This is a genomic window from Isoptericola cucumis (genome assembly GCF_014635665.1).
Lineage (GTDB): Bacteria > Actinomycetota > Actinomycetes > Actinomycetales > Cellulomonadaceae > Isoptericola > Isoptericola cucumis.
In genome coordinates, this window is the sequence record NZ_BMDG01000002.1 from 406,777 (window position 1) to 429,766 (window position 22,990).

The 22,990-nt window shown below is 74.1% G+C and carries 21 protein-coding genes and 1 tRNA gene; 15 read left to right on the forward strand and 7 right to left on the reverse strand.

Annotated features, from left to right (window positions below; all coding sequences use genetic code 11):
• The first annotated feature begins 10 nt into the window (after positions 1-10).
• The 12 genes from IEW03_RS04010 (at position 11) to IEW03_RS04065 (ending at position 13,807) form a co-directional block, all read left to right on the forward strand.
• Entirely contained in the window at positions 11-1,204 is a 1,194-nt protein-coding gene (locus IEW03_RS04010; RefSeq protein WP_188522345.1) for a glycoside hydrolase family 76 protein, read from the forward strand.
• A gap of 45 nt (positions 1,205-1,249) precedes the next feature.
• On the forward strand, positions 1,250-3,139 hold the full coding sequence (locus IEW03_RS04015; RefSeq protein WP_188522346.1) for an ABC-F family ATP-binding cassette domain-containing protein: 1,890 nt from the start codon (positions 1,250-1,252) through the stop codon (positions 3,137-3,139).
• Entirely contained in the window at positions 3,136-3,603 is a 468-nt protein-coding gene (locus IEW03_RS04020) for an Lrp/AsnC family transcriptional regulator (RefSeq protein ID WP_188522347.1), read from the forward strand. The genes IEW03_RS04015 and IEW03_RS04020 overlap by 4 nt, the downstream gene beginning before the upstream one ends.
• 58 nt (positions 3,604-3,661) lie before the next feature.
• Positions 3,662-5,023 carry an L-lysine 6-transaminase gene (lat, locus tag IEW03_RS04025; protein ID WP_188522348.1) on the forward strand — a complete coding sequence of 454 codons (1,362 nt, stop codon included), beginning with the start codon at positions 3,662-3,664 and terminating at the stop codon, positions 5,021-5,023.
• A 185-nt stretch (positions 5,024-5,208) separates the two neighbouring features.
• Positions 5,209-5,796, forward strand: a complete 588-nt coding sequence (locus IEW03_RS04030; protein ID WP_188522349.1) for an alpha/beta hydrolase — start codon at positions 5,209-5,211, stop codon at positions 5,794-5,796.
• 315 nt (positions 5,797-6,111) lie between these two features.
• Complete coding sequence (locus IEW03_RS04035) at positions 6,112-7,767, forward strand: peptide ABC transporter substrate-binding protein (RefSeq protein ID WP_188522350.1); 1,656 nt, start codon at positions 6,112-6,114, stop codon at positions 7,765-7,767.
• 85 nt (positions 7,768-7,852) lie between these two features.
• Entirely contained in the window at positions 7,853-8,857 is a 1,005-nt protein-coding gene (locus IEW03_RS04040) for an ABC transporter permease (RefSeq protein ID WP_188522351.1), read from the forward strand.
• Positions 8,850-9,824: an ABC transporter permease gene (locus IEW03_RS04045; RefSeq protein WP_188522352.1), complete on the forward strand. Its 975-nt coding sequence runs from the start codon at positions 8,850-8,852 to the stop codon at positions 9,822-9,824. The genes IEW03_RS04040 and IEW03_RS04045 overlap by 8 nt, the downstream gene beginning before the upstream one ends.
• Positions 9,825-9,892: 68 nt before the next feature.
• Positions 9,893-10,987 (forward strand): ABC transporter ATP-binding protein, encoded by a 1,095-nt coding sequence (locus tag IEW03_RS04050; RefSeq protein WP_188522353.1) that lies wholly within the window; start codon positions 9,893-9,895, stop codon positions 10,985-10,987.
• On the forward strand, positions 10,980-12,137 hold the full coding sequence (locus tag IEW03_RS04055; protein ID WP_188522354.1) for an ABC transporter ATP-binding protein: 1,158 nt from the start codon (positions 10,980-10,982) through the stop codon (positions 12,135-12,137). The genes IEW03_RS04050 and IEW03_RS04055 overlap by 8 nt, the downstream gene beginning before the upstream one ends.
• Positions 12,138-12,140: 3 nt before the next feature.
• On the forward strand, positions 12,141-13,004 hold the full coding sequence (locus tag IEW03_RS04060; protein ID WP_188522355.1) for a type 1 glutamine amidotransferase: 864 nt from the start codon (positions 12,141-12,143) through the stop codon (positions 13,002-13,004).
• Positions 13,004-13,807: a serine hydrolase gene (locus IEW03_RS04065; RefSeq protein WP_188522356.1), complete on the forward strand. Its 804-nt coding sequence runs from the start codon at positions 13,004-13,006 to the stop codon at positions 13,805-13,807. Before IEW03_RS04060 ends, IEW03_RS04065 begins: the two co-directional genes overlap by 1 nt.
• On the opposite strand, the gene IEW03_RS04070 is transcribed toward IEW03_RS04065, so the two are convergent.
• The 4 genes from IEW03_RS04070 to IEW03_RS04085 form a co-directional block, all read right to left on the reverse strand.
• Positions 13,785-14,552 (reverse strand): MFS transporter, encoded by a 768-nt coding sequence (locus IEW03_RS04070; protein WP_371870589.1) that lies wholly within the window; start codon positions 14,550-14,552, stop codon positions 13,785-13,787. The two genes, IEW03_RS04065 and IEW03_RS04070, sit on opposite strands and share 23 nt — an antisense overlap.
• 9 nt (positions 14,553-14,561) lie before the next feature.
• Positions 14,562-15,074, reverse strand: coding sequence for an MFS transporter (locus tag IEW03_RS04075; protein WP_188522358.1), 513 nt, complete (start codon positions 15,072-15,074; stop codon positions 14,562-14,564).
• Positions 15,071-15,580 carry a MarR family winged helix-turn-helix transcriptional regulator gene (locus IEW03_RS04080; protein ID WP_188522359.1) on the reverse strand — a complete coding sequence of 170 codons (510 nt, stop codon included), beginning with the start codon at positions 15,578-15,580 and terminating at the stop codon, positions 15,071-15,073. Before IEW03_RS04080 ends, IEW03_RS04075 begins: the two co-directional genes overlap by 4 nt.
• A 194-nt stretch (positions 15,581-15,774) precedes the next feature.
• Positions 15,775-16,647, reverse strand: a complete 873-nt coding sequence (locus IEW03_RS04085) for an alpha/beta fold hydrolase (RefSeq protein ID WP_188522360.1) — start codon at positions 16,645-16,647, stop codon at positions 15,775-15,777.
• A 90-nt stretch (positions 16,648-16,737) separates the two neighbouring features.
• On the opposite strand from IEW03_RS04085, the gene IEW03_RS04090 reads away from it, so the two are divergent.
• Positions 16,738-17,355, forward strand: coding sequence for a TetR/AcrR family transcriptional regulator (locus IEW03_RS04090; protein WP_188522361.1), 618 nt, complete (start codon positions 16,738-16,740; stop codon positions 17,353-17,355).
• A gap of 32 nt (positions 17,356-17,387) precedes the next feature.
• Here IEW03_RS04090 and IEW03_RS04095 read toward each other — a convergent pair whose 3' ends face one another.
• Entirely contained in the window at positions 17,388-19,664 is a 2,277-nt protein-coding gene (locus IEW03_RS04095) for an FdhF/YdeP family oxidoreductase (protein WP_188522362.1), read from the reverse strand.
• Positions 19,661-20,563, reverse strand: a complete 903-nt coding sequence (fdhD, locus tag IEW03_RS04100) for a formate dehydrogenase accessory sulfurtransferase FdhD (RefSeq protein WP_188522363.1) — start codon at positions 20,561-20,563, stop codon at positions 19,661-19,663. Before fdhD ends, IEW03_RS04095 begins: the two co-directional genes overlap by 4 nt.
• Before the next feature lie 157 nt (positions 20,564-20,720).
• Here fdhD and fdhA point away from each other — a divergent pair, with 157 nt between their 5' ends.
• Positions 20,721-21,944 carry a formaldehyde dehydrogenase, glutathione-independent gene (gene fdhA / locus IEW03_RS04105; protein ID WP_188522364.1) on the forward strand — a complete coding sequence of 408 codons (1,224 nt, stop codon included), beginning with the start codon at positions 20,721-20,723 and terminating at the stop codon, positions 21,942-21,944.
• A 119-nt stretch (positions 21,945-22,063) separates the two neighbouring features.
• On the opposite strand, the gene IEW03_RS04110 is transcribed toward fdhA, so the two are convergent.
• The gene (locus IEW03_RS04110) at positions 22,064-22,663 is read right to left on the reverse strand and encodes a TetR/AcrR family transcriptional regulator (protein ID WP_188522429.1); all 600 of its coding nucleotides are present in this window, start codon (positions 22,661-22,663) and stop codon (positions 22,064-22,066) included.
• A 218-nt stretch (positions 22,664-22,881) separates the two neighbouring features.
• Here IEW03_RS04110 and IEW03_RS04115 point away from each other — a divergent pair.
• A tRNA-Gln gene (locus tag IEW03_RS04115) sits at positions 22,882-22,953 on the forward strand.
• Positions 22,954-22,990: the final 37 nt, after the last annotated feature.

A 22,990-nucleotide genomic window follows, 5' to 3' on the forward strand; every position in this document is an offset into this window, starting at 1 on the left:
GGAGAGAACGATGAGGTTCACCCGAGTCATCGGTACGGTCGCCGCGCTGGCGTGCGTGGCGGGGGCCGCGGCGCCCGCGTCGGCGCAGGTCGAGCCGCGGGGCGGTGACGGGCGCGAGACGTCGCAGCGGACGCAGGTGCAGCGCGCCGTCGCCGGCTACGAGGCGATGCAGGAGCACCTGTACGTCGACGACGGGTCGGGGCTCTACCGCGAGCGCTACCCGTCGGGTGCCGACGACCGGCCGTACTCGTACGAGTGGCCGTTCTCCCAGGCGCACGTCGCGACGCTCGACCTCACGGGGATGCCCGGGCGCACGGGCCGGGAGTTCGTCGACGACCTCGCCGACCGGTCGGTGGGCCAGGAGCGGTTCTGGAACTCCGACGGCGGCACGACGGGCCTGCCGGCGTACGACTCGTACGCGCGCGCCCCGTACGGCGACGGCGGCGACATCTTCTACGACGACAACGAGTGGGTCGCGCTCGCCAAGGTGCAGCAGCACCTCGCCACGGGCGACGCGGCGGCGCTCGAGCGGGCCCGCGAGATCTTCGAGCTCGTCGTCTCCGGCTGGGACACCGACCCGAGCCACCCGGCGCCGGGCGGCGTCTTCTGGACGCAGGCCGAGTGGAGCACCGACCGCAACACGGTCTCCACGATGCCGGGCGCCCAGCTCGCGACGCGGCTGTACATGATCACCGGGGAGGAGCGGTACCTGCGCTGGGCCGAGCGGATGGTCGAGTGGACCGACGAGCACCTGCTGGCGCCCAACGGCCTGTACTGGGACAACATCAAGCTCGACGGGTCGATCGACCGGACGCAGTGGTCGTACAACCAGGGCGTGCCGGTCGGCACGTTCACGCTGCTGTACGAGGCGACGGGCGAGGAGCGCTACCTCGCCAAGGCGGAGGCGGTCGCGGAGGCGTCGTACCGGTTCTACGTCACCGAGGAGCGGCTGGCCGGCCAGCCGATGTTCTTCAACTCGATCTGGTTCAAGAACCTCCTGCTGCTGGAGTCGGTGACCGGCACCACGACCTACCGGCAGGCGATGGCGGACTACGCCGACCGGCAGTGGCGCGAGGCCCGCGACCCCGCCACCGGCCTCTTCAACGCCGGCGACGAGCACACGGAGCTCCTGGAGCAGGCGGCGATGGTGCAGATCTATGCCACCCTCGCCTGGCCGCGGGACAGGGCGTCGATCCTGTACTGACGCAGGGCGTCGATCCTGAACTGACGGCGCCACTACCCTCGTGGGGTGGCACATCTTCTCGGCGCCGACGGCATCGCGCTGACCATCGGCACCCGCACCCTCCTGGCGGACGTCTCCCTCGGCCTCGACGACGGCGACCGCATCGGCGTCGTCGGCCCCAACGGCGCCGGCAAGTCGACGCTGCTGCGTCTGCTTGCCGGCACCCAGGCGCCCGACGCCGGCCGTGTCACGCGGGTCGGCGGGTCGCGCCTGGGGATGCTCGTCCAGCGCGACGTGGACGACGACGCGGCGACGATCCGCGACCTCGTGCACGGGGACGACGCCACCCACACGTGGGCGTCGGACGCCCGCATCCGCAACGTGCACGCCGGCCTGCTGGCCGACCTCGACCTCGACCAGCCGGCGTCGACGCTCTCGGGCGGCCAGCGCCGGCGGGTGGCGCTCGCGGCCCTGCTGGTCGAGGACCCGGACGTCCTGCTGCTCGACGAGCCCACCAACCACCTGGACGTCGAGGGCGTCGCGTGGCTGGCGGAGCACCTGCAGGCCCGCTACGGGCGCCCCGGCGCCACGGGCGCGCTCGTCGTCGTCACGCACGACCGGTGGTTCCTCGACGCGGTGTGCTCGCGCACCTGGGAGGTGCGCGGAGACGGGACGGGCGCCGTCGACGGGTACGACGGCGGGTACGCGGCGTACATCCTGGCCCGGGCGGAGCGGGACCGGCAAGCGGCCCAGGCCGCCGAGAAGCGCAACAACCTGCTGCGCAAGGAGCTCGCGTGGCTGAAGCGCGGGGCCCCGGCGCGCACGTCGAAGCCGAAGTTCCGCCTCGACGCGGCGGCCGCGCTCATCGACGACGAGCCGCCGCCGCGCGACAGCCTCGAGCTCACGCAGATGGCCACGCGCCGGCTCGGCAAGGACGTGCTCGACCTCGAGGACGTCACCGTCGCCGTGCCCGCCCGGGACGGCCACGAGGCCGGCCCGCGCGACGCCGCCGGCCGGCGGGTGCTGCTCGACGACGTCACCTGGCGGCTCGGCCCCGGCGACCGGTTCGGCGTCGTCGGCGTCAACGGCGCCGGCAAGACGACCCTGCTGTCGCTGCTCGCCGGAAGCCGCGAGCCCGACTCCGGCCGTGTGCGGCGCGGCAAGACCGTGCACGTCGCGGAGCTCAGCCAGGACGTCGGCGAGCTCGACGAGGTCGCGCACCTCACGGCCGTCCAGGTGGTCGACTCCGAGAAGCGCACCGTCGTCGTGGACGGCAAGGAGCTCACCGCCGGGCAGCTCACCGAGCGCCTCGGCTTCACGCGCGAGCGCGCGCACACGATCGTGCGCGACCTGTCCGGCGGGGAGCGGCGGCGCCTGCAGCTGCTGCGGCTGCTGGTCTCCGAGCCGAACGTCCTGCTGCTCGACGAGCCCACCAACGACCTCGACACCGACACCCTCGCGGCGGTGGAGGACCTGCTCGACGGCTGGCCCGGCACCCTCATCGTCGTCTCCCACGACCGGTACCTGCTGGAGCGCGTGTGCGACCGGCAGTGGGCGCTGCTCGGCGACGGCGCGCTGCGCGACCTGCCCGGCGGCGTCGAGCAGTACCTGGCGCTGCGCCGCGGGGCGCGCTCCGCGGGCGGCGCGCCGGCGGCCGCGCCCGCGGGCCGGGGCGACGCGGGCGCCACGTCGTCGCCCGCCGCGCCGGACACGACGCAGGCCGCCGCGCCCGCGGCGTCGCCGGCCGAGACCCGCGCCGCACGCAAGGAGATCGCGCGGGTCGAGCGGCGGCTGGCGAGGATCGCGGACGAGGAGCAGGACCTGCACGCGAAGATGGCGGCCGACCCGACGGACTACGCGGGCGTCGCCGCCCTCGACGCGCGGCTGCGCGAGCTGGCGGCGGAGAAGGAGGAGCTGGAGATGGCGTGGCTCGAGGCGGCGGAGGTCGCGGGATGAACGACCGGACGGGCGAGGGGGTGCTCGACGACGTCGACCGCGTGCTCGTCGCGACGCTCCGGGAGGACGGCCGGGCGACGCTCGGGGCGCTCGCGGCGGCGTCGGGGCTGTCGCAGTCGGCGGTCCAGGCGCGGGTGCGCAAGCTCGAGGCGCGGGGCGTGATCACCGGCTACCGGGCCGTCGTCGACCCGGAGGCGGTGGGGCTGCCGATCGCGGCGTACGTGGAGATCACCCCGCTGGACCAGTCGCAGGCGGACGACGCGCCCGAGCGGCTGCGCGACGTGCCGGGCATCGAGGCGTGCTGGTCGGTGGCGGGCGCGGCCAACTACCTGCTGCTGGTGCGGGTGCCCTCGCCGAGCGCGCTGGAGGACCTGCTCGGCCGGATCCGGCGGGAGGCGAGCGTCTCGACGCGGTCGACGATCGTGCTGCGCACGTACTTCGAGGGGCGTCCGGTCACCCCCTGACAGGACGATCTCCGGTCAACCTCTGGTTGAACCGGAGAATCTCCCCTACGGTCGGGATATGACCGAGACAATCTCTCAGCGCACAGCCCCCAGCGTCGGCGGCTCGATCGAGGCCACCGCCGTCCTCGAGTCGCTGCGCGAGCACCTGCTCGTCGACGGCTTCGACCTCGTCCTCGACCTCGACCGCTCGCACGGGTCGACGCTCGTCGACGCGCGCGACGGCCGCGAGTGGACGGACCTGTTCACCTTCTTCGCGTCCAACCCGCTGGGCATGAACCACCCCGCCCTGTCCCGCGACCCCGTGTTCCGCGAGGACCTGACCCGCGCCGCCATCAACAAGCCCTCCAACTCCGACGTCTACACCGCCGAGATGGCGCGCTTCGTCGCCACGTTCGCCCGCGTGCTCGGCGACCCCGCCCTGCCGCACCTGTTCTTCGTCGACGGCGGCGCGCTCGCCGTCGAGAACGCGCTCAAGGTCGCGTTCGACTGGAAGTCGCGGCACAACGAGGCGAACGGCCGCTCGGGGGAGCTCGGCACCAAGGTGCTGCACCTGCAGCACGCGTTCCACGGGCGGTCCGGCTACACGATGTCGCTGACGAACACCGAGCCGGGCAAGGTCGCCCGGTTCCCCAAGTTCGACTGGCCCCGCATCACCTCGCCCTATCCCGGTCACGACGCCGACGGCGCGCCCCGCGACGTCGAGGCCCTCGAGGCCCGCGCGCTGGCCGAGGCGCGCGCGGCGTTCGAGGCGCACCCGCACGACATCGCCTGCTTCGTCGCCGAGCCGATCCAGGGCGAGGGCGGCGACCACCACCTGCGGCCCGAGTTCCTGCAGGCCATGCAGGCCCTGTGCCACTCCCGCGACGCGCTGTTCGTGCTCGACGAGGTGCAGACCGGCACCGGGTTCACCGGCACCGCGTGGGCCTACCAGCAGCTCGGCGTGCAGCCCGACGTCGTCGCGTTCGGCAAGAAGGCACAGGTGTGCGGCCTCATGGCCGGCGGCCGCGTGGACGAGGTCGGCGACAACGTGTTCCACGTCTCCTCGCGCATCAACTCCACGTGGGGCGGCAACCTCGCCGACATGGTGCGCTCGCGGCGCATCCTCGAGGTGTACGAGGCGGAAGGCCTGATCGAGCGGGCCGCGCGCGTCGGTGCCGGACTGCTGGAGCGGCTGGAGAAGCTCGCCGCCGCGCACCCCGGGACCGTCACCGACCCGCGCGGGCGCGGGCTCATGTGCGCGGTGTCGCTGCCGTCGCGCGCCGTGCGCGACGCCGTCCTCGCCGGCCTGCACGCCGAGCACTTCCTGATCCTCGGCTGCGGCGAGCGGTCGGTGCGGTTCCGCCCGGCGATGACGGTCGAGGAGCCGGTGCTCGACGCCGCCGTCGAGGCGCTCGACCGGGTGGTGGCGCGGGTCGTGTGAGTTCTGGCCGAAACCTCCGGCGCGGCCGAAACCTCGGCGAGGGTTGACGGCCAGCCGGGGAATCGCGCGCACGGTCGCGTTCACGGGCGCCAGGGCGCCCTCCACTTCGGGACTTCTACGACCGTGCGCGCGATTCCCCGCCCGGCCTTCTTCCGGCTCGCGGTCGTACGTGACAGGCTCGGGTCGTGGTCAGTCATCAGGTGAGGGTGGACGAAGGTGAGCCAGGGCTGGTGGTGACCGTGCTGCCCGGTGCTGGGTACACCGCCGAGGGGCCGCTGCTCGCGCGGCCCGCCGTGGCGTTGCGGGGTGCCGGGTGGACGGTGCGGACCGTCGTCTGGGACGGGGTGTGCCGGGAACCCGACGTGGCTCGGTCTGTGTACGACGGGGTGGTCCGTGCGGGGGTCGACGCCGCTCCCGGGGCGGTGCACCTGGTGCTGGCCAAGTCGCTCGGCACGCTGGCGCTCCCGGTGGCCCTCGAGCTGGGGCTGGCGGGTGCGTGGCTGACGCCGCTGCTCACCGCCGGCCAGGCGCCCGAGGTGCGCGTCGCCGCGGCCGGGCTCGGGGAGTCCGGCGTGCCGGCGCTGCTCGTAGGCGGGACGGGTGACGGGCTGTGGGACTCCGCGCTGGCGGCGTCGTCCGGGGCGCGCGTGGTGGAGGCCGCCGGCGCCGACCACGCCATGGAGGTGCCGGGCGACCCCGGGCGCACGGGCGAGATCCTCGCCGACGTGACGGCCGCCGTCGTCGACCTGGCACGCGTGATCGACCGCCGCTGACCCTGCGGATCCGTTCGGCAGGGGGTGCTTCCGTTCGGCACGACCGCCTGCCGAACGGACGCACGACCTGCCGAAACGATCCGGCGTCCGCCCGCCGCGCCGCGACACGCGGTGATCGTTACGCATCCTTAACAGTGATTTTCACCACGACAGGCCAAGATGGCGATATGTTCCACGGCAACGCCGCCGCGGGCACGAGGACGCGCCCGGGGCGACGAGCACGACGACGTGTACGACGCCAGGGACCGACGGCAGGTCGACGGCTGGGGTGACGACGCCCCGAAGCGACCACGAGGTGGGGAGTAGCCGGTGAGGATGAGGCGAAGGGCCGCCACGGCGGCCGCAGCGGCGACGGTGACGACGTTGTTGCTCGCGAGCTGCGGCGGTGGCGGCGGCAACGAGGAGGGCGACGGCGAGGGCAGCGGCGGCGAGTCCGCGACGGTGCGGCTCGCGCTGGCGCAGGACGTCGAGACGCTGCTGCCGATGGACTCGAACGTGAGCGACAACATCTCGGTGCTCGACGTCGTGTACGACGGGCTGGTCCGGTACGACCCGGAGACCACGGAGCCGTACAACTACGTGGCCGAGAGCATCGAGTCCGAGGACAACACGGTCTGGACCATCAAGATCAAGCCGGACCTGACGTTCCAGAACGGCGAGCCGGTAGACGCCGAGGCGTTCGCCCGCGCCTGGAACTACGCCGCGTACGGGCCGAACGCGATGGCCAACAACTACTTCTTCGAGCGCATCGCCGGCTACGACGAGATGCAGGGCGAGACGGACGACGAGGGCAACGTCGTGGAGGAGCCGGCCGCGAAGGAGCTGTCGGGCCTGAAGGTCGTGGACCCGCAGACCCTCGAGGTCACGCTGACGGGGCCGTTCGCCGGGTTCGCCACGATGCTGGGCTACACGGGCTTCTTCCCGGTCGCGCAGGAGTGCCTGGACGACGTCGAGGCGTGCGCGGTCAAGCCGATCGGCAACGGCCCCTTCCAGGTCGAGGAGTGGGAGCAGGGCATCGGCCTCACCGCCACGCGCTGGGACGAGTACCCGCTCGAGGAGGCGCCCACCTACGGGACCATCGAGTGGACCGAGTACGCGGGCGAGGAGAACTGGCCCGACTTCCAGGCCGGCAACCTGGACTTCGCCGTCCCGCCGCCCGCCGAGCTGGCGTCGGCCGCGGCCGACCCGGACCTGCAGGAGCGGTTCGTCGAGGGCCCGGGTGCCGCGCTGACGTACATGGCGTTCCCGCTGTACCAGGACGGCCCGTGGTCCGACGTCGAGTTCCGCAAGGCGATCTCGATGGCGATCGACCGGCAGGGCATCGTCGACGCCCTCCTGCCCGGCGAGCGCGTCCCCGCCGACAGCTGGGTGGTGCCGGACGGCGTCCCCGGCGGCGAGGCCGGCACGTGCGAGTGGTGCGAGTTCGACCCCGACGCCGCGAAGGCGGCCCTGGAGAAGGCCGGCGGCTGGCCCGAGGGCGAGACGCTGACCATCCACCTCGGCCAGGACGAGACGGAGGAGGCGCTGTTCAAGGCGATCGGCGACTCCATCCAGCAGGTGCTCGGCATCCCGTACGAGCTCGACCCCACGCCCGACTACTTCGACCGGCGCGCGGCCCGCGAGTTCACGGGGGCGTTCCGCGCCAACTGGTTCCCGGACTACCCGCTGAACGAGAATTACCTGGCACCGGTGTACGCGAGCGGTGACCCGAAGAAGGGCAACACCGAGTTCGGGTACTACGGCAAGGAGTTCGAGGCGGCGATCGCCGCGGGCGACGAGGCCGCCACCCTCGAGGAGGCCGTCACCAAGTACCAGGAGGCCGAGGCCGCGCTGGCGCAGGACTTCCCGACGGTGCCGGTCGTCTTCTCGGTGAACTCGTACTACTACAGCGAGAACATGTCGAACGTGGTGCTCGACCCGTTCAGCGGTGAGCCCAAGCTGCGCCTGCTGGAGGTCAGCGACGCCATGTGACCCGGCACGCGGTGGGTGGTCCGGCGTGACCGCCCACCGCACCGGGTCCCGCCGCCGCACGACCGCACCATCAGAAAGACAGTGAATGGGCCGCTACATCATCCGCCGGGTCCTGCTGGGCGCGGCCACGCTCCTGCTCGTGACGTTCGTCCTGCACCTGCTCACGACGTTCGCGATCCAGCTCAACGGGAGCCCCGCGCTCGCGTTCTTCGGTGACCGGATCCCGACCGACGCTCAGCTCGCCGCCGTCGAGGAGCGCTACGGGCTCGACGACCCCTGCTACGACCAGACCGGCAACCCGTGCCTCGGGCCCTACGTGGAGCGCCTGGGCGCGTACGCGCAGGGCGACTTCGGCACGAACCTGCGCGGCCGGGAGGTCACCGACATCGTCGCGACGGCGGCGCCCAACACGCTCAAGCTGTTCGCGATCGTCACGGTCACGTGGTTCGTGCTCGGCATGGGGCTCGGGTCGGCCGCCGCGCGGTGGCGCGGCCGCTCGGCGGACCACGGGATCCGCATGACGTCGGTGCTCATCGACGCGTTCCCGATCTTCGTGCTCCTGCTCGTCTACCGGTACGTGTTCGCCGTCCCCCTCAGCGACTGGGCCCGCTCCACCTTCGGCGACGACAGCATGGTCGCGCTGTGGTTCCGGCCGTCGTTCGACGCCGACCACCCCTGGGCGACGGTGCTCGTGCCGGGCATCCTGCTCGGCCTGGCCGGCTCGGCGGCGTTCATCCGCCTGGTGCGGGCGAGCCAGCTGGAGTCGTACGCCGGCGAGCACGTGCGCACCGCCCGGTCCCGCGGGCTGGCGGAACGGCACGTCGTGCTGCACCACGTCGTGCGCAACTCGTCCGTCCCGGTCGTCACGGCGGTGGGGCTGACGTTCACCGAGGCGCTCGCCGGGGCCGTGATCACCGAGGGGATGATGAACATCTACGGCATGGGCGGGGTGCTGTGGGAGGCGGTGCGCGGCAACGACGTCGCGCTCGTCGTCGGCATCGTGACGATCCTGGCGATCGTGACCGTCGTCGTGATGCTGGTCGTCGACATCGCCTACGCCGCCCTCGACCCGAGGATCCGTTATGCCTGAGCCCACACCGTCCGGCACCCCGGGCGCCGCCCCCGGCGGCGCCGCAGCCACCGCGGTACCCGGCGCGGCCCCCGCGACCGGTGCCGGGTCGCGGTCGCTGGCGGCCGACGCTTGGCGCCGCCTGCGCCGCCGGCCCGACGTGGTGACCGCGACCGTGGTGGTCGTGTTCTTCACCGTGATGGCCGCGTTCCCGGGGCTGTTCACCGACACCGACCCGAAGCGCTGCATCATCGGGGACTCGAAGATCCACCCCCAGGGTCTCGGCGCCACGCACCCGTTCGGTACGGACGTGCACGGCTGCGACGTCCTCGCCCAGCTCGCGCACGGCGCCCGGCCGTCGCTCCTCCTGGCGTTCGTCGTGGTGGGCGCGTCGCTGGTCATCGGGGTGGTGCTGGGGCTCCTCGCCGGGTACTACCTCGGCTGGGTGGACACCGTCGTGTCGCGCACGGTCGAGGTGTTCCTCGTGATCCCGCTGCTGCTCGCCGCGCTGCTGCTGCTGTCGCTGTTCCACAACGTCAGCGTCGGGTCGGGCACCTTCGACGTGATCCTGCTGCCCGCGCTGGTGCTCACCCTGTTCGGCTGGATGGGCTATGCGCGGTACGTGCGCGCCAGCGTGCTGGAGGCGAAGAACCTCGACTACGTGACGGCGGCCCGCGCGCTGGGCGCGTCGGACGTGCGGATCATGCTGCGGCACGTGCTGCCCAACGCCATCGGCCCCGTCACGGCGCTCGTGCCCACCGCCATCGCGGGCGTGATCAGCGCCGAGGCGGTGCTCGCGTTCCTCGGTATCGGGGTGCGCCCGCCGGCGATCAGCTGGGGGATCATGATCACGCGGGGCTCGGAGTGGGTGACGGGCGGCTACGCCTACCTGCTCGTCTTCCCGCTCGCGTGCCTCGTGCTGACGGTGCTCGCGCTCGTCGTCCTCGGCGACGCGCTGCGCGACGCCCTGGACCCGAGGCTGCGGTGAGCGGCGTGGACGGCGGCACGACGAGCGGCACGAGGACCGGCGCCACGAGGACCAGCACGAGGGGCGGCATGGAGATCGAGATCCAGGCGGGCACCGAGGCGGGCGTGCCCGCGCCGGAGACGGCGCAGGAACGGACCGTGGGCACGACGCTGCTCGAGGTCAGCGACCTCGCGGTCGAGTTCCGCACCGACGACGGCACCGTGCGCGCCGTGGACGGGCTGAGCTACCGCGTCGAGGCCGGGCGCACCCTCGCGCTCGTCGGCGAGTCCGGTTGCGGCAAGTCGGTGAGCTCGCTGGCGGTGATGGGGCTCCTGCCGGCGACGGCGCACGTGGTCGCCGGGCAGGTCCGCTACCGCGGCGACGACCTGCTGGCGATGCCGCGCACCCGGCACCGCGCGCACTGCGGCCGGCACGTCGCGATGGTCTTCCAGGACGCGCTCGCCGCGCTCAACCCGGTGCACACCGTCGGCTACCAGCTCACGGAGTCCCTGCGGGCCCGCGCGGGGATGTCGCGCCGCGAGTCGCGCCGCCGCGCCGTCGAGCTGCTCGACCTGGTGAAGGTGCCCAACGCCGCCCAGCGCATCGACGAGTACCCGCACCAGTTCTCGGGCGGCATGCGCCAGCGCGTGATGATCGCGTCGGCGCTCGCGATGGACCCCGACGTGCTGATCGCCGACGAGCCGACGACGGCCCTCGACGTGACCGTGCAGGCCCAGGTGATGCGGCTGCTCGCCGAGATCCAGGCCGAGCGGCAGATGGGGCTGGTGCTCATCACGCACGACCTGGGGGTCGTGGCGGGCGTGGCCGACGACGTCACCGTGATGTACGCGGGCCGGGCCGTCGAGCGCTCCGCCGTGCGCGACCTGTACGCCGCGCCCGCGCACCCGTACACCCGGTCGCTGCTGCGCTCGGTGCCGCGCCTCGGCACCCGTGACGACGGCCACGACGACGCCCACGACGGCGCCCGCCGCGGGCGGCTGCCCGTGGTGCCCGGGCGCCCGCCGTCGCCGGGGCACGTGCCGTCGGGCTGCCCGTTCCACCCCCGGTGCGACATGGCGCGCGACGTGTGCGCCACCGACCGGCCGCCGCTCGCGGAGGTCGCCGCAGGGCGGTCGTCCGCCTGCCACTTCGCCGACGAGCTGCTGGGAGGGGACCGTGGCTGAGGAGGGCCCGAAGGACGACGTCGTGCTGGAGGTGCGCGACCTGGCCAAGTCGTACCCGGTGCGCAGCGGGGTCGTGCTCAAGCGCACGGTCGGGCAGGTGCAGGCCGTGGACGGCGTCTCGCTCACGCTGCGGCGCGGTCGGACGCTGGGGCTCGTGGGGGAGTCCGGCTCCGGCAAGTCGACCCTCGCGCGCGTGCTGGTGGGGATCGAGAAGCCGACGCGGGGCACCGTGCTCGTCGACGGCGAGGACGTGTCGACGATGTCGCGGGCCGCGCGCCGCGAGCTGCGCCGCTCGGTCCAGATGGTCTTCCAGGACCCGTACACGTCGCTGAACCCGCGCATGTCGGTGGGGGACATCGTCGCGGAGCCGTTCCGGATCCACCCCGACGCCGTCCCCGCGGGGGGCCGCCGACAGGCCGTGGCCGAGCTGCTCGAGCTGGTCGGGCTCGACCCCGACCACGTGAACCGCTACCCGCACCAGTTCTCCGGCGGGCAGCGCCAGCGCATCGGCATCGCACGGGCGCTGGCGGTCAAGCCGCGCGTGCTCGTGTGCGACGAGCCGGTGTCCGCGCTCGACGTGTCCGTGCAGGGGCAGGTCATCAACCTGCTGGCGGACCTGCAGGACGAGCTGGGCCTGTCGTACCTGTTCATCGCGCACGACCTGGCCGTGGTGCGCCATATCGCCGACGAGGTCGCCGTCATGTACCTCGGCCGGGTCGTGGAGCAGGGGGTGGACCGGGACGTCTACGACGCGTCCGGCCACCCCTACACGCGTGCCCTGCTGTCCGCCGTGCCGGTGCCCGACCCGGCAGCCCAGGCCGACGACGAGGTGCTCCTGCTGGACGGCGACCCGCCCTCGCCCGCCGACCCGCCGTCCGGGTGCCGCTTCCACACCCGGTGCTGGCTGGCTCGCCAGCTGGCGTCCGGCACCGGCCCGGAGGCCGCGGACGCCGTCGAGACGGACGGCGGCCCGCGCGTGCCGCGGCGGTGCGCCACCGACGACCCGGTGCTCGTCCCGCTCGGCCGGCACGACGCGCACGCCGCCGCGTGCCACTTCGTGGGCGCCGCGACGGCCGTGTCCGCCGCGCGCCGTCCCGACCCCGCGACCGTGCCCGACCCCGCGACCGTGCCCGACCCCCGAGGGAGCTGACCCGTGCCCGGACCGTCCGCCGACACCACCGCCGACACCACCACCGACACCACGACCGGCCGCACCACCGACGCGACCGACGACCGCGCCGGCCGCCCCGCCGTCGTCCTCGTCCAGAACTCGCCGCACAGCGGCCCGGGCCGGTTGCCGGGCTGGCTCGCCGAGGCGGGGATCGACGCCCGCGTGGTGCAGGGGGCGGAGCTGGCCGCCCGGGTGCCCGGGCTCGACGGCGTCCTCGACGCCGACGCCTCGGGCGACGCGCCGCCGGTGGCAGGGCTGGTCCTGCTCGGCGGCGGCCTGCTGCCGGACGAGGACGAGCGCGCCCCGTGGCTGCCGCACGAGCGGCGGCTGACCGACGCGGCGCTGGTTGCCGGGGTCCCGGTGCTGGGGATCTGCCTGGGCGGCCAGCTGCTCGCGCACGTCACGGGCGGCGAGGTGACGGCGAGGTCGGGCGAGACGGAGAAGGGGCTGTGCCCGGTACGGCTGCTGCCGGGCGCGGCCGACGACCCGCTGCTCGGGGGCCTGCGCGACGTGGCGGGCGGCGACGAGCTGCGCATGGTCGAGAGCCACGTCGACTCGATCACGGGCCTGCCGCCCGCGGCCGTGCACCTCGCGACGAGCGACGCGTGCACGGTGCAGGCGTTCCGCGTGGGCGAGGCGGCCTGGGGGCTGCAGTTCCACCCGGAGGCCGACCCGGACCGGATCGCCCGCTGGGACGCGGAGGAGCTCGCCGCGCTCGGGTACGACCGCGACGAGCTGCACGCCGCCGGGATGGCGAGGGCCGCGGAGAACGAGCGGCAGGCCCGCGCGCTGGCCGAGGCCTTCGCCGCCGTCGTCCACGCGCACCACGTCGGCGGGAGGCGCTGATGCCGACGACCGGGACGCACTCGGACGGCGTGGCCGTCGTCTCCTACCAGGTGCGGCGGGCGGGGGGCGCCGTGCTGGCCGCCCGGGGCGCCGACGAGCCGTACTACGCCGCCTCGACGGTGAAGCTCGCCGTGCTGGTCGCGGCGGCCCGCGGGCTGGAGGCCGGGACGCTGTCGCTCGATCAGAAGGTGGTCTCCACCGACACCTTCTCCTCGCAGGTCCCGGGCGCGCCGGACTACCGGATCGAGCCCGACGACCTGGACGACGGGATGCCCGCGCCCAGCACGACGATGCCGCTGGGCGACGTGCTCGAGCGCATGGTGGTGGTCTCGTCCAACGAGGCCACCAACATGGTCATCGAGCTGGTCGGGCTGCCCGCCACCAACCGGGTGCTGCAGGACGCCGGGGCGACCTCGAGCGTCGTCGGGCGCAAGTACAGCGACCTCGAGGCGGAGGCGCGCGGCGCGACGCACCGCACCACCGCGGCCGACCTCGCGGCGCTGATGTCCGCCGTCGTGACGGGCCGGCTGACGGGGCCGGAGGCGACGTCGTGGACCCTGGAGCTGCTGGGGCGCCAGACGGACCGGCAGCTCACCGCGTCCGTGCCCGACCACGTGCCGCACGGGTCCAAGTCGGGCTGGGTGGACGGCATCCGGCACGACGTGGCGTTCGTGGGGCCGCCCGGCCCGGACGCGCTGGTCGTCGCGGTGTGCACGCGCGGCTACGCGGAGTCCGACGCCGAGGAGCTGCTGCGGGCGGTCGGCGCGCTGGCGCTCGACCTCACGGGCGCCCGGGAGCGGTAGGGCCCGCGGGCTCGTCGGGCGGCTGCGCGGTCGCGCGCCCGGACGCGACCCACATCGTCGCGGTCATGGTGCCGAGGACGCCGGCGATCAGGGCCAGGGGCACCGTCCACCCGCCGCTCGCCGCGTGCACGGCGCCCATCCAGGTCGGCGCGAGCGCGGCGCACGCGTAGCCCGCCGTCTGGATCGCGGCGGAGGCGCGGCGCGCGACCGACAGCACCGGGCTGCGCTGGGCGACGAGCGTGAAGATCACCGTGAAGTTGCCGCCCTGCGCGGCGCCCGCGAGCCCGACCCACACCAGCCACAGGCCCGGCGCGACGAGCAGCCCCACCGGGAGCGACAGCCACATCGCCGCCATGACCATCGCGGTCGTGCGGGCGGACAGGGCACGGGCGAACGCGATCGGCACCAGGAACGACCCGGCCACCGCGCACAGCTGGAAGGGGGCCGACGCCCCGCCCGCCGCCGCGTCGGTCATGCCGAGCCGGTCCTGCAGGATGGCGGGCAGCCACGCCGTCATCGCGTAGTAGCCGGTGGCCTGCCCGGCGAAGGCCACGGACAGCAGGACCGTCAGCCGGCGGGCCGACCGGCGCGCGCCGGGCGACAGCGCCGCCAGCTCGGCGCGGGCGGAGGGCGGCCGGGTGCTCGCCCGGGAGCCGCCGGGCGGGTCGCCGAGCCGCGCGAGGGCGCGCCCGGCGGGGACCCAGGCGACCAGCGCGACGACCGCCAGCACGCCCCAGCCGGCCAGCGCCCACTGTCAGCCGAACGTCACGGCCAGCGGCACGGTCAGCATCGTGGTGAAGGTGGAACCGAGGTTCATCGTCGCGCTGTACGCCCCGGTCACGGCGGCGGCGCGGCGCCGGAAGTCGCGCGTGATCAGCACGGGCACGGCCACGTTGCCGATGGTGATCGCGACGCCGATGACGGCCGTCCCGACGAGCGCGACCGGCACGTTGCCGCCCGAGCGCAGGAGCGTCCCGGCGACGATCCCGCCGAGGGCGGCGCCGAGGGAGAGCTCCGGGCCCAGCCGGGCGACCGCCACGGACGCCAGCGGCGTGCACAGGGCGAAGCACAGCACCGGCACCGACGTGAGCAGGCCCACGCCGGCGGAGGACAGGCCGAGGCCGGCCGCGACGTCGTCGACCACGGGCGGCACCGACGTGATGGGCGCACGCAGGTTCAGCGCGACGAGCAGCAGCGCGCCGAGCAGCCAGCCGGTCCGCGCCGTGCCCCCGCCGCCCCCGTGGTCGTTCCTGGGGCGGCGCGTCATTCGTCGAACTGGGCGACGACGGTGCGCAGCAGGGCGGCGAGCTGGGGCCGCACCGCCGGGGGCAGGGCGTCCAGCACGCGCGCCTCGACGTCGAGCAGGTCGCTCATCGCCGCGTCGACGCGCTCGAGGCCGGCGCCGGTGAGCTGGACGAGGACGCCGCGCCGGTCGTCGGGGGAGCGGTGCCGCTCCACGAGCCCGCGCTTCTCGAGACGGTCGATGCGGTTGGTCATGGTGCCGCTGGTGACGAGTGTCTGCGCCACGAGCACGCCGGGCGAGAGCCGGTACGGCTCGCCCGCGCGCCGCAGGGCGGACAGGACGTCGAACTCCCAGGTCTCCAGCGCGTACCGGTCGAACGCGCCCCGCCGGGCCCGGTCGAGGTGCCGGGCGAGCCGGCTGACCCGCGAGAAGACGGTGAGCGGCTCGACGTCGAGGTCGGGGCGTTCCCGGCGCCAGGCCGCGACGATGCGGTCGACCTCGTCGCCGCCGTTCGTCGCCGTCTCGTCCATCCCGCGAGGGTACTCCGGATCTCTCGACGTCAAGACTCTTGACGCGGCCTCGCCGCTGGCGAGGCCGACCCTGACGAAACGCGCGTGCTGAATTGATCCTCAAACCGCGGGTTTGAGGATCAATTCAGCACGCGCGTTTCGTCAGGGGGGGAGGGGCCGGAGGGAGGGATCGGGCGGGGTGGGCGAGGTGCCGCTCAGGGGGTGTCGTGCGTGCGGCAGAACTCCTCGACCAGCGGCAGCACCTGGTCCGGCAGCTGCCACAGCACGCCGTGCCCGCCGCCCGGCACCAGCTCGACGCGTGAGTCCGCCACCAGCGCGGTGACCCGGTGCGCGGCGGCGACGGGGTCGCCCAGCCGGGTCTCGGCCCCGAAGATCGCCAGGGTGGGCGCGGTGATCGCGCGCAGCCGCTCGTCGGGCACCGGGCTCGGCCACGGCGTCCGGCGGCGGTAGGCCGTCGCGGCGCGCGCGAGCGCCCGGTCCTCGTCCGTCAGCGTCACCCCGGGCGTGAGCCACTCGTCGAGGCGCGCGAAGCTCTTCGCGGTGGGCACGGCGGCGGCCCGGACCATCCGCGCCACCACCTTGCGCGACGGCTTGACCAGTGCGGTGATGCCCTCGCCGAGGGTGAGGGTGGCCACGCGACCGGGGGCGCGGGCCGCGAGGAGCGTCGCGAACCAGGCGCCCTCGGAGTAGCCGAGGACGTGCGCGCGGTCGAGCCCCAGGCCGTCCAGCAGCTCGGCGCCCCACGTGCCGTAGTCGTCTGCGCTCGTCAGGGGTGCCGTCTGGACGCTGCGGCCGGCGGTGCCGACGACGTCCGGCGCGTAGACGACGCGCTCGGCGGCCAGGCGCCCGACGACGCCGTGCCAGCTCAGCCCGGACCCGTTGAGGCCGTGCAGCAGCACGAGCGGGATCCCGTCGCCCGCCCCCGACCGGCGCACCCGGGTCGGGCCGAAGGAGGTGGGGACCGTGAGGTCGGTGGACGGCACGGGCCAGCGGGCGGCCAGGGCGTCGTACGCGGCCTCGTACCGCTCGCGCGCGTCGTCGTTCGTGAACCGGCCGGTCGTCGCCATGGGTGCCCTCCTCCAGGTTTGGTGGTATGAACGTACCATCAAAATGGTATGCACGTATCATCTCGACGGTCGACGATGGAGGAGGGACCGGTGCCACGACGGGTGGACCATGCGCAGCGGCGGCGGCAGATCACGGACGCGAGCCGCCGCGTCGTCGCCCGGGGCGGCCTGGAGGCGGCCACGTTCCAGGCCGTCGCGGCCGAGGCCGGCGTCTCCGTCCGCCTGGTCCAGTACTACTTCGGCAACAAGCACGGGCTCCTGGTCGCGACCCACCGCGCGGTGATCGAGGACGCCGCCGGCCGGTTCGGGCCCGGCGGCACCCCGCCGCCGGGCGCCGGCGCCCCCGCCCCGCGGGCCGTGCTCGCCGCCGTCGTCGGCGCGCTGCTCCCGCTCGACGACGACCGCCGCGCGGACGCCGTCGTGCTCGCGGCCTTCCACGCCGCGGCGCTCACCGACGCCGACGTGGCGCCGGACGAGCTGCTGGGTGCGCCGCGCGCTCTCGTGGACCTCGTCGCCGCACAGCTCGCGGCGGCCGACGGCGGTGGCGGGGCGGACGGCGGGGCGAGGCTGGACGCCGAGCTCGTGCTCGCCGCCGCCGCCGGTCTCACGCAGGGGCTGCTCGCCGGGCACGTCACCGAGCAGACGGCGCTCGCCGTCGTCGAGCGGCTGCTCGACCGCCTGCTGGGCGCACGGGACACGACCGCCTGAGCGCGACCGCCGCCGCGCCGGCCCGGTCCAGGTCAGACCGGCTCGAGACGGACCACCACGGCCTTGGACACCGGAGTCCGGGAGGTCTCGGCCGTCGCGCCCAGCGGCACGAGGACGTTCGCCTCGGGGAAGTACGCGGCGGCGCACCCGCGCGCCGTCGGGTACGCGACGACCCGCTGCCCGCGCAGCACCCGGTCGACACCGTCGGCGTACTCGCTGTGCACGTCCACCGTCGCGCCGTCCGCGAGGCCGAGCTCGGCGACGTCGTCCGGGTGGACGAGGACGACGGAGCGCCCGCCCTTGATCCCGCGGTAGCGGTCGTCGCGGCGGTAGATCGTGGTGTTGAACTGGTCGTGCGAGCGGATGGTCTGCAGCAGCAGGCGGCCCGGCGGGCACACCACCGGCGCGAGCTCGTTCACCGTGAGGTGCGCCCGGCCGTCGGGCGTGGGGAAGGTGCGCGAGTCGCGCGGGCCGTGCGGCAGGCGAAAGCCCTGGGTGCGGCGGACCTTCGCGTTGTAGTCCTCGCAGCCGGGCACGACGCGGGCGATGTGCTCGCGGATCACGTCGTAGTCGCGCTCCATCGCGGCCCAGTCGACGGGTCCGGGCCCGCCCTCCCGCGCGTCGAGCACGGCCCGCGCCGCCCGCGTGACGATCGCGACCTCCGAGAGCAGCCCGGGCCCGACCGGCTCCACCTTGCCGCGCGAGGCGTGCACCGCGCACACCGTGTCCTCGACGGTGACGAGCTGCTCGCCCGACGCCTGCCGGTCGACCTCCGTGCGCCCGAGCGTGGGCAGGATCAGCGCCTCCTTCCCGACGACGGCGTGCGAGCGGTTGAGCTTGGTCGAGATCTGCACCGTGAGGTCGGTGCGGCCCAGCGCCTCCTCGGCGGCGGCGGTGTCGGAGACCGCGCCGACGAGGTTGCCGCCCAGCGCGACGAGCGCCCTGACGCGACCGGCCGCCATGCCCTCGACCGTGCCGACCGTGTCGAGGCCGTGCTCCCGCGGCACCGGGAAGCCGAACTCCGCCTCGAGCGCGTCGAGGAACTCGGGCGGCATCTGCTCCCAGATGCCCATGGTGCGGTCGCCCTGGACGTTGGAGTGGCCCCGGATCGGCGAGGCACCCGCCCCGGGGCGGCCGATGTTCCCGCGCAGCAGCAGGAGATTGACGATCTCCTTGATGGTGGGGACGGCCTTGGTGTGCTGGGTCAGGCCCATCGCCCACGTGACGATGACGCGCTCGGCGCGCACGTAGCGCTGTGCGAGCTCGTCGATCTCGGCGCTCGTCAGCCCGGTGGCGGTGAGCACGGCCTCCTCGTCGAGGTCCGCCAGGTGCGCCGTCAGCTCCGCCAGGCCCGACGTGTGCGCGTCGAGGAACGCCTGGTCTAGCACCGTCCCGGGGGCCGCGGCCTCGGCGTCGAGCACCCGCCGCGACACCGCCTGCAGCAGCGCCATGTCGCCGCCGAGCCGGATCTGCAGGAACTGGTCGGCGAGCTGCGTGCCGCGACCCGCGAGCCCGCGCACGGTCTGCGGGTTCTTGTAGCGCATGAGCCCGGCCTCCGGCAGCGGGTTCACGGCGACGATGCTCGCCCCGTGCTCCTTGGCCTCCTCGAGCGCCGTGAGCATGCGGGGGTGGTTGGTGCCCGGGTTCTGGCCCATGATCACGATGAGGTCGGCCTGGGCGAAGTCGTCGTAGGTGATCGTCGCCTTGCCGACGCCGATGGTCTCGCCGAGCGCGGCGCCCGTGGACTCGTGGCACATGTTCGAGCAGTCCGGCAGGTTGTTCGTGCCGAAGGCGCGCGCGAACAGCTGGTAGACGAACGCCGCCTCGTTGGAGGCCCGGCCGCTCGTGTAGAACGCGGCCTGGTCGGGGTGCTCCAGGCCGGCCAGCCGGTCGCCGAGGATCGCGAACGCCTCGTCCCAGGAGACCGGGACGTAGCGGTCGGAGCCCGCCGCCTTGTGCACCGGCTCGACCAGCCGGCCCTGCTGGCCGAGCCAGTGCTCGGAGCGGGTGCGCAGGTCGTCGAGCGGGTGGTCGGCCCAGAACTGCGCGTCCACGACGAGCGGCGTCGCCTCCCACGTGACGGCCTTCGCGCCGTTCTCGCAGAACTCCGCCGGCTTGCGCCGGTCCGGGTCGGGCCACGCGCAGCTCATGCAGTCGAAGCCGTCCTGGTGGTTCATCGACAGCAGGAGCTTCGCCGACCGGGCGGGCCCCATCCCGCGCACCGCCGGCACGAGCGCGTGCACGATGCCGGGCACCCCCGCCGCCCACTGCTTCGGCGGCTTCGTCTCCTTCGGCCGGTCCGGCGTCATGCGGCGTCTCCTGTCCGGTCGTGGTGGGCGTGCCCGACGGGCTCCTCGGCGACGGGCTCGTCGACGGCGGGTTGCTCGACGACGCGTTGCTCGCCGGCGTAGACGACCAGCGACGGGTCGCGCACGAAGCCGACCAGGGTCAGGCCCGCCTCGTCGGCGAGCTCGACCGCCAGCGACGACGGCGCAGACACGGCCGCGAGCACCGGGACGCCGGCCATGACCGCCTTCTGCGTGAGCTCGAAGCTGGCGCGGCCCGACACGACGAGCACCGTGCCGCGCAGCGGCAGCAGCCCGCGCGCGGCGGCCCAGCCGACCACCTTGTCGACCGCGTTGTGCCGCCCGACGTCCTCGCGGACCACGAGCGGCTCGCCGGTGGCGGCGTCGAACAGCCCCGCCGCGTGCAGCCCGCCGGTGCGCGCGAACACGTCCTGCGCCGCGCGCAGCCGGCCGGGCAGCACCGCCAGCAGGCGGGCGTCCACGCGGACCGGGTCGTGCGCCACCGTGAACGCGCTGCGCGTGCGCACCGCGTCGACCGACGCCTTGCCGCACAGGCCGCACGCGCTCGAAGTGAAGAACTCCCGCGCGAGCGCCGGGTCCGGGGGCCGGACGCCGGGGGCGAGCCCGACGTCGAGCACGTTGTAGGCGTTCTCGCCGGGAGCGTCCCCCGCGCAGTAGCGCGCCCCGGCGACCTGGTCGCCGGCGGTCACGACCCCCTCGGAGACGAGGAAGCCGGTGGCGAGCTCGACGTCGTGGCCGGGGGTGCGCATCGTGACGGCGTACGAGCGCCCGCCCACGCGGATCTCCAGCGGTTCCTCGCCGGCCAGGACGTCCTCGACCCGCGAGGTGCGCTCGCCGATCGTGACGCGCCGGACGCGGCGTCGGACGGTGACCCGGGTCATAGAGCAGGCCTAGCAGACCACCGCGGCACGCACAACGGCGAGGCGCCCGACGACGAGTTCCTCGCCGCCCCTGGCCTCACGGGCGGGACGCGCCTACGGTCGGTCGTACCGGCTCGGACCGGGTCGGTCGTGCAGTGCGTGTTCAAGGAGGAGCACCATGGCGGACAAGAACCGCGCGGTCGCCTACAAGGGACCGGGCGTGGTGGAGGTCATCGACATCGACTACCCGACCTTCGAGCTCAGGGACGGGCCCGGGGTGAACCCGGCCAACGTCGGGCGCAAGGTCCCGCACGGCGTGATCGTCAAGACCGTCGCGACGAACATCTGCGGCTCGGACCAGCACATGGTCCGGGGCCGCACCACCGCCCCGAAGGACCTCGTGCTCGGTCACGAGATCACGGGCGAGGTGGTCGAGAAGGGTCCCGACGTCGAGTTCGTGCAGGTCGGCGACATCGTCTCGGTGCCGTTCAACATCGCGTGCGGGCGGTGCAAGAACTGCAAGGAGCGCAAGACGGGGATCTGCCTCAACGTGAACCCGGACCGTCCGGGCAGCGCCTACGGGTACGTCGACATGGGCGGCTGGGTCGGCGGGCAGGCGAACTACGTGCTGGTGCCGTACGCCGACTGGAACCTGCTGCGGTTCCCGGACCGGGACCAGGCCCTCGAGAAGATGCTGGACCTGACGATGCTGTCGGACATCTTCCCGACAGGCTTCCACGGCGCCGTCACCGCCGGCGTCGAGGTGGGGTCGACCGTGTACGTCGCGGGCGCCGGCCCGGTCGGGCTCGCGGCCGCGACGGGGGCGCTGCTGCTGGGCGCCGCCGTCGTGATCGTGGGGGACATGAACGCGGACCGGCTCGCGCAGGCCCGCACGTTCGGCTGCGAGACCGTCGACCTCACGAAGGGCGACCCGGCCGAGCAGATCGAGCAGATCCTGGGCGTCCCCGAGGTCGACTGCGGCATCGACGCCGTCGGCTTCGAGGCGAAGGGGCACGGCGCGGACTCGGGCCACGAGGCCCCGGCGACCGTCCTCAACTCGCTGATGGACATCACGGCCGCGGGCGGCGCGATGGGCATCCCGGGGCTCTACGTCACCGGCGACCCGGGCGGCATCGACGAGGCGGCGCAGAAGGGGGCGCTGTCGCTCAGCCTCGGCACCGGCTGGGCGAAGTCGCTGTCGTTCACCACCGGGCAGTGCCCGGTGATGAAGTACCACCGCGGGCTCATGCAGGCGATCCTGCACGACCGCGTGCAGATCGCGAGGAACGTGGGCGCGAAGGCGATCACGCTCGACCAGGCGCCGCAGGGCTACGCGGAGTTCGACGCCGGCGCCGCGACCAAGTACGTGATCAACGCCAACGGCTACCTCGACGGCCGCTGACCGACCCGGCGCCGGGCAACGTGCGTGCTGGCTTGATCCTCAAACCGCCGTCGTGAGGATCAAGCCAGCACGCACGTTGCGACGGGGCGGTGCGACGGGGCGGTGCGACGGGGCCGGAGTCAGCGGGGCCGCGTCAGGGTGGGCCGCTTCTCCATGCCGGACAGGCCGTTCCACGCGAGGTTGACCAGGTGCGCGGCCACCTCGGTCTTGCGCGGGCTGCGGGCGTCGAGCCAGTACTGCCCGGTGAGGGCGACCATGCCGACCAGCATCTGCGCGTACAGCGGGGCCGACCTCGGGTCGAGCCCGTTGGCGCGGAAGTGCTCGCCGAGGATGTGCTCCACCTGCGACGCGACGTCGCCGATGAGGCTGGAGAACGTGCCGGTCGCCTGCGCGACGGGGGAGTCGCGCACGAGGATGCGGAAGCCGTCCTCGGACGCCTCGATGTACCCGAGCAGCGCCAGGGCCGTGCGCTCGACCAGCACCTTCGGGTGCCCGCCCTCGGCGAGCGCCCCCGTCAGGGCGGCGGTCAGAGCCTGCACCTCGCGGTCGACGACGACCGCGTAGACGCCCTCCTTGCCGCCGAAGTGCTCGTAGACGACCGGCTTGGAGACCTCCGCCCGGGCGGCGATCTCCTCGACGCTGGTGCCCTCGAAGCCCTTCTCCGCGAACAGCACGCGACCGACCTCGAGGAGCTGCTCGCGCCGCTGGCTCGCCGTCATCCGCGCGCGCGGCGTGCGCTTGGATCCTCGGGCGTCGGCAGGCATGGGGCCCATTGTGCCTGCTCGGCGCGCACGCCCGTCGATGTGGTGCGCGCCACGGGATCCGGGTGTCCACTTCGTCCGGTGCGCGTGAGGGCGGTGCCGACGACCTGGCAGACTGAGGACGGACGCCCGGGGTGGGTCGCGTCACGACGCGCGAACGACGCCGCGGGGCCCGTTCCGCCTTGGTGTAATCGGCAGCACATGGGTTTTTGGTGCCCTTGGTCCAGGTTCGAGTCCTGGGGGCGGAGCACGTGTCATACCCGACGGAGACGGAGAAGACGTGGT

Bases quoted from the DNA above. Each gene is read 5' to 3' on its own strand.
- IEW03_RS04080 (WP_188522359.1), bottom strand. From the start codon at position 15,580: ATGGACGAGACGGCGACGAACGGCGGCGACGAGGTCGACCGCATCGTC.
- IEW03_RS04065 (WP_188522356.1), top strand. From the start codon at position 13,004: ATGCCGACGACCGGGACGCACTCGGACGGCGTGGCCGTCGTCTCCTAC.
- fdhA (WP_188522364.1), top strand. From the start codon at position 20,721: ATGGCGGACAAGAACCGCGCGGTCGCCTACAAGGGACCGGGCGTGGTG.
- IEW03_RS04040 (WP_188522351.1), top strand. From the start codon at position 7,853: ATGGGCCGCTACATCATCCGCCGGGTCCTGCTGGGCGCGGCCACGCTC.
- IEW03_RS04075 (WP_188522358.1), bottom strand. From the start codon at position 15,074: ATGACGCGCCGCCCCAGGAACGACCACGGGGGCGGCGGGGGCACGGCG.
- IEW03_RS04095 (WP_188522362.1), bottom strand. From the start codon at position 19,664: ATGACGCCGGACCGGCCGAAGGAGACGAAGCCGCCGAAGCAGTGGGCG.
- IEW03_RS04110 (WP_188522429.1), bottom strand. From the start codon at position 22,663: ATGACGGCGAGCCAGCGGCGCGAGCAGCTCCTCGAGGTCGGTCGCGTG.
- IEW03_RS04035 (WP_188522350.1), top strand. From the start codon at position 6,112: ATGAGGCGAAGGGCCGCCACGGCGGCCGCAGCGGCGACGGTGACGACG.
- IEW03_RS04010 (WP_188522345.1), top strand. From the start codon at position 11: ATGAGGTTCACCCGAGTCATCGGTACGGTCGCCGCGCTGGCGTGCGTG.
- lat (WP_188522348.1), top strand. From the start codon at position 3,662: ATGACCGAGACAATCTCTCAGCGCACAGCCCCCAGCGTCGGCGGCTCG.
- IEW03_RS04020 (WP_188522347.1), top strand. From the start codon at position 3,136: ATGAACGACCGGACGGGCGAGGGGGTGCTCGACGACGTCGACCGCGTG.
- IEW03_RS04045 (WP_188522352.1), top strand. From the start codon at position 8,850: ATGCCTGAGCCCACACCGTCCGGCACCCCGGGCGCCGCCCCCGGCGGC.
- fdhD (WP_188522363.1), bottom strand. From the start codon at position 20,563: ATGACCCGGGTCACCGTCCGACGCCGCGTCCGGCGCGTCACGATCGGC.
- IEW03_RS04085 (WP_188522360.1), bottom strand. From the start codon at position 16,647: ATGGCGACGACCGGCCGGTTCACGAACGACGACGCGCGCGAGCGGTAC.
- IEW03_RS04050 (WP_188522353.1), top strand. From the start codon at position 9,893: ATGGAGATCGAGATCCAGGCGGGCACCGAGGCGGGCGTGCCCGCGCCG.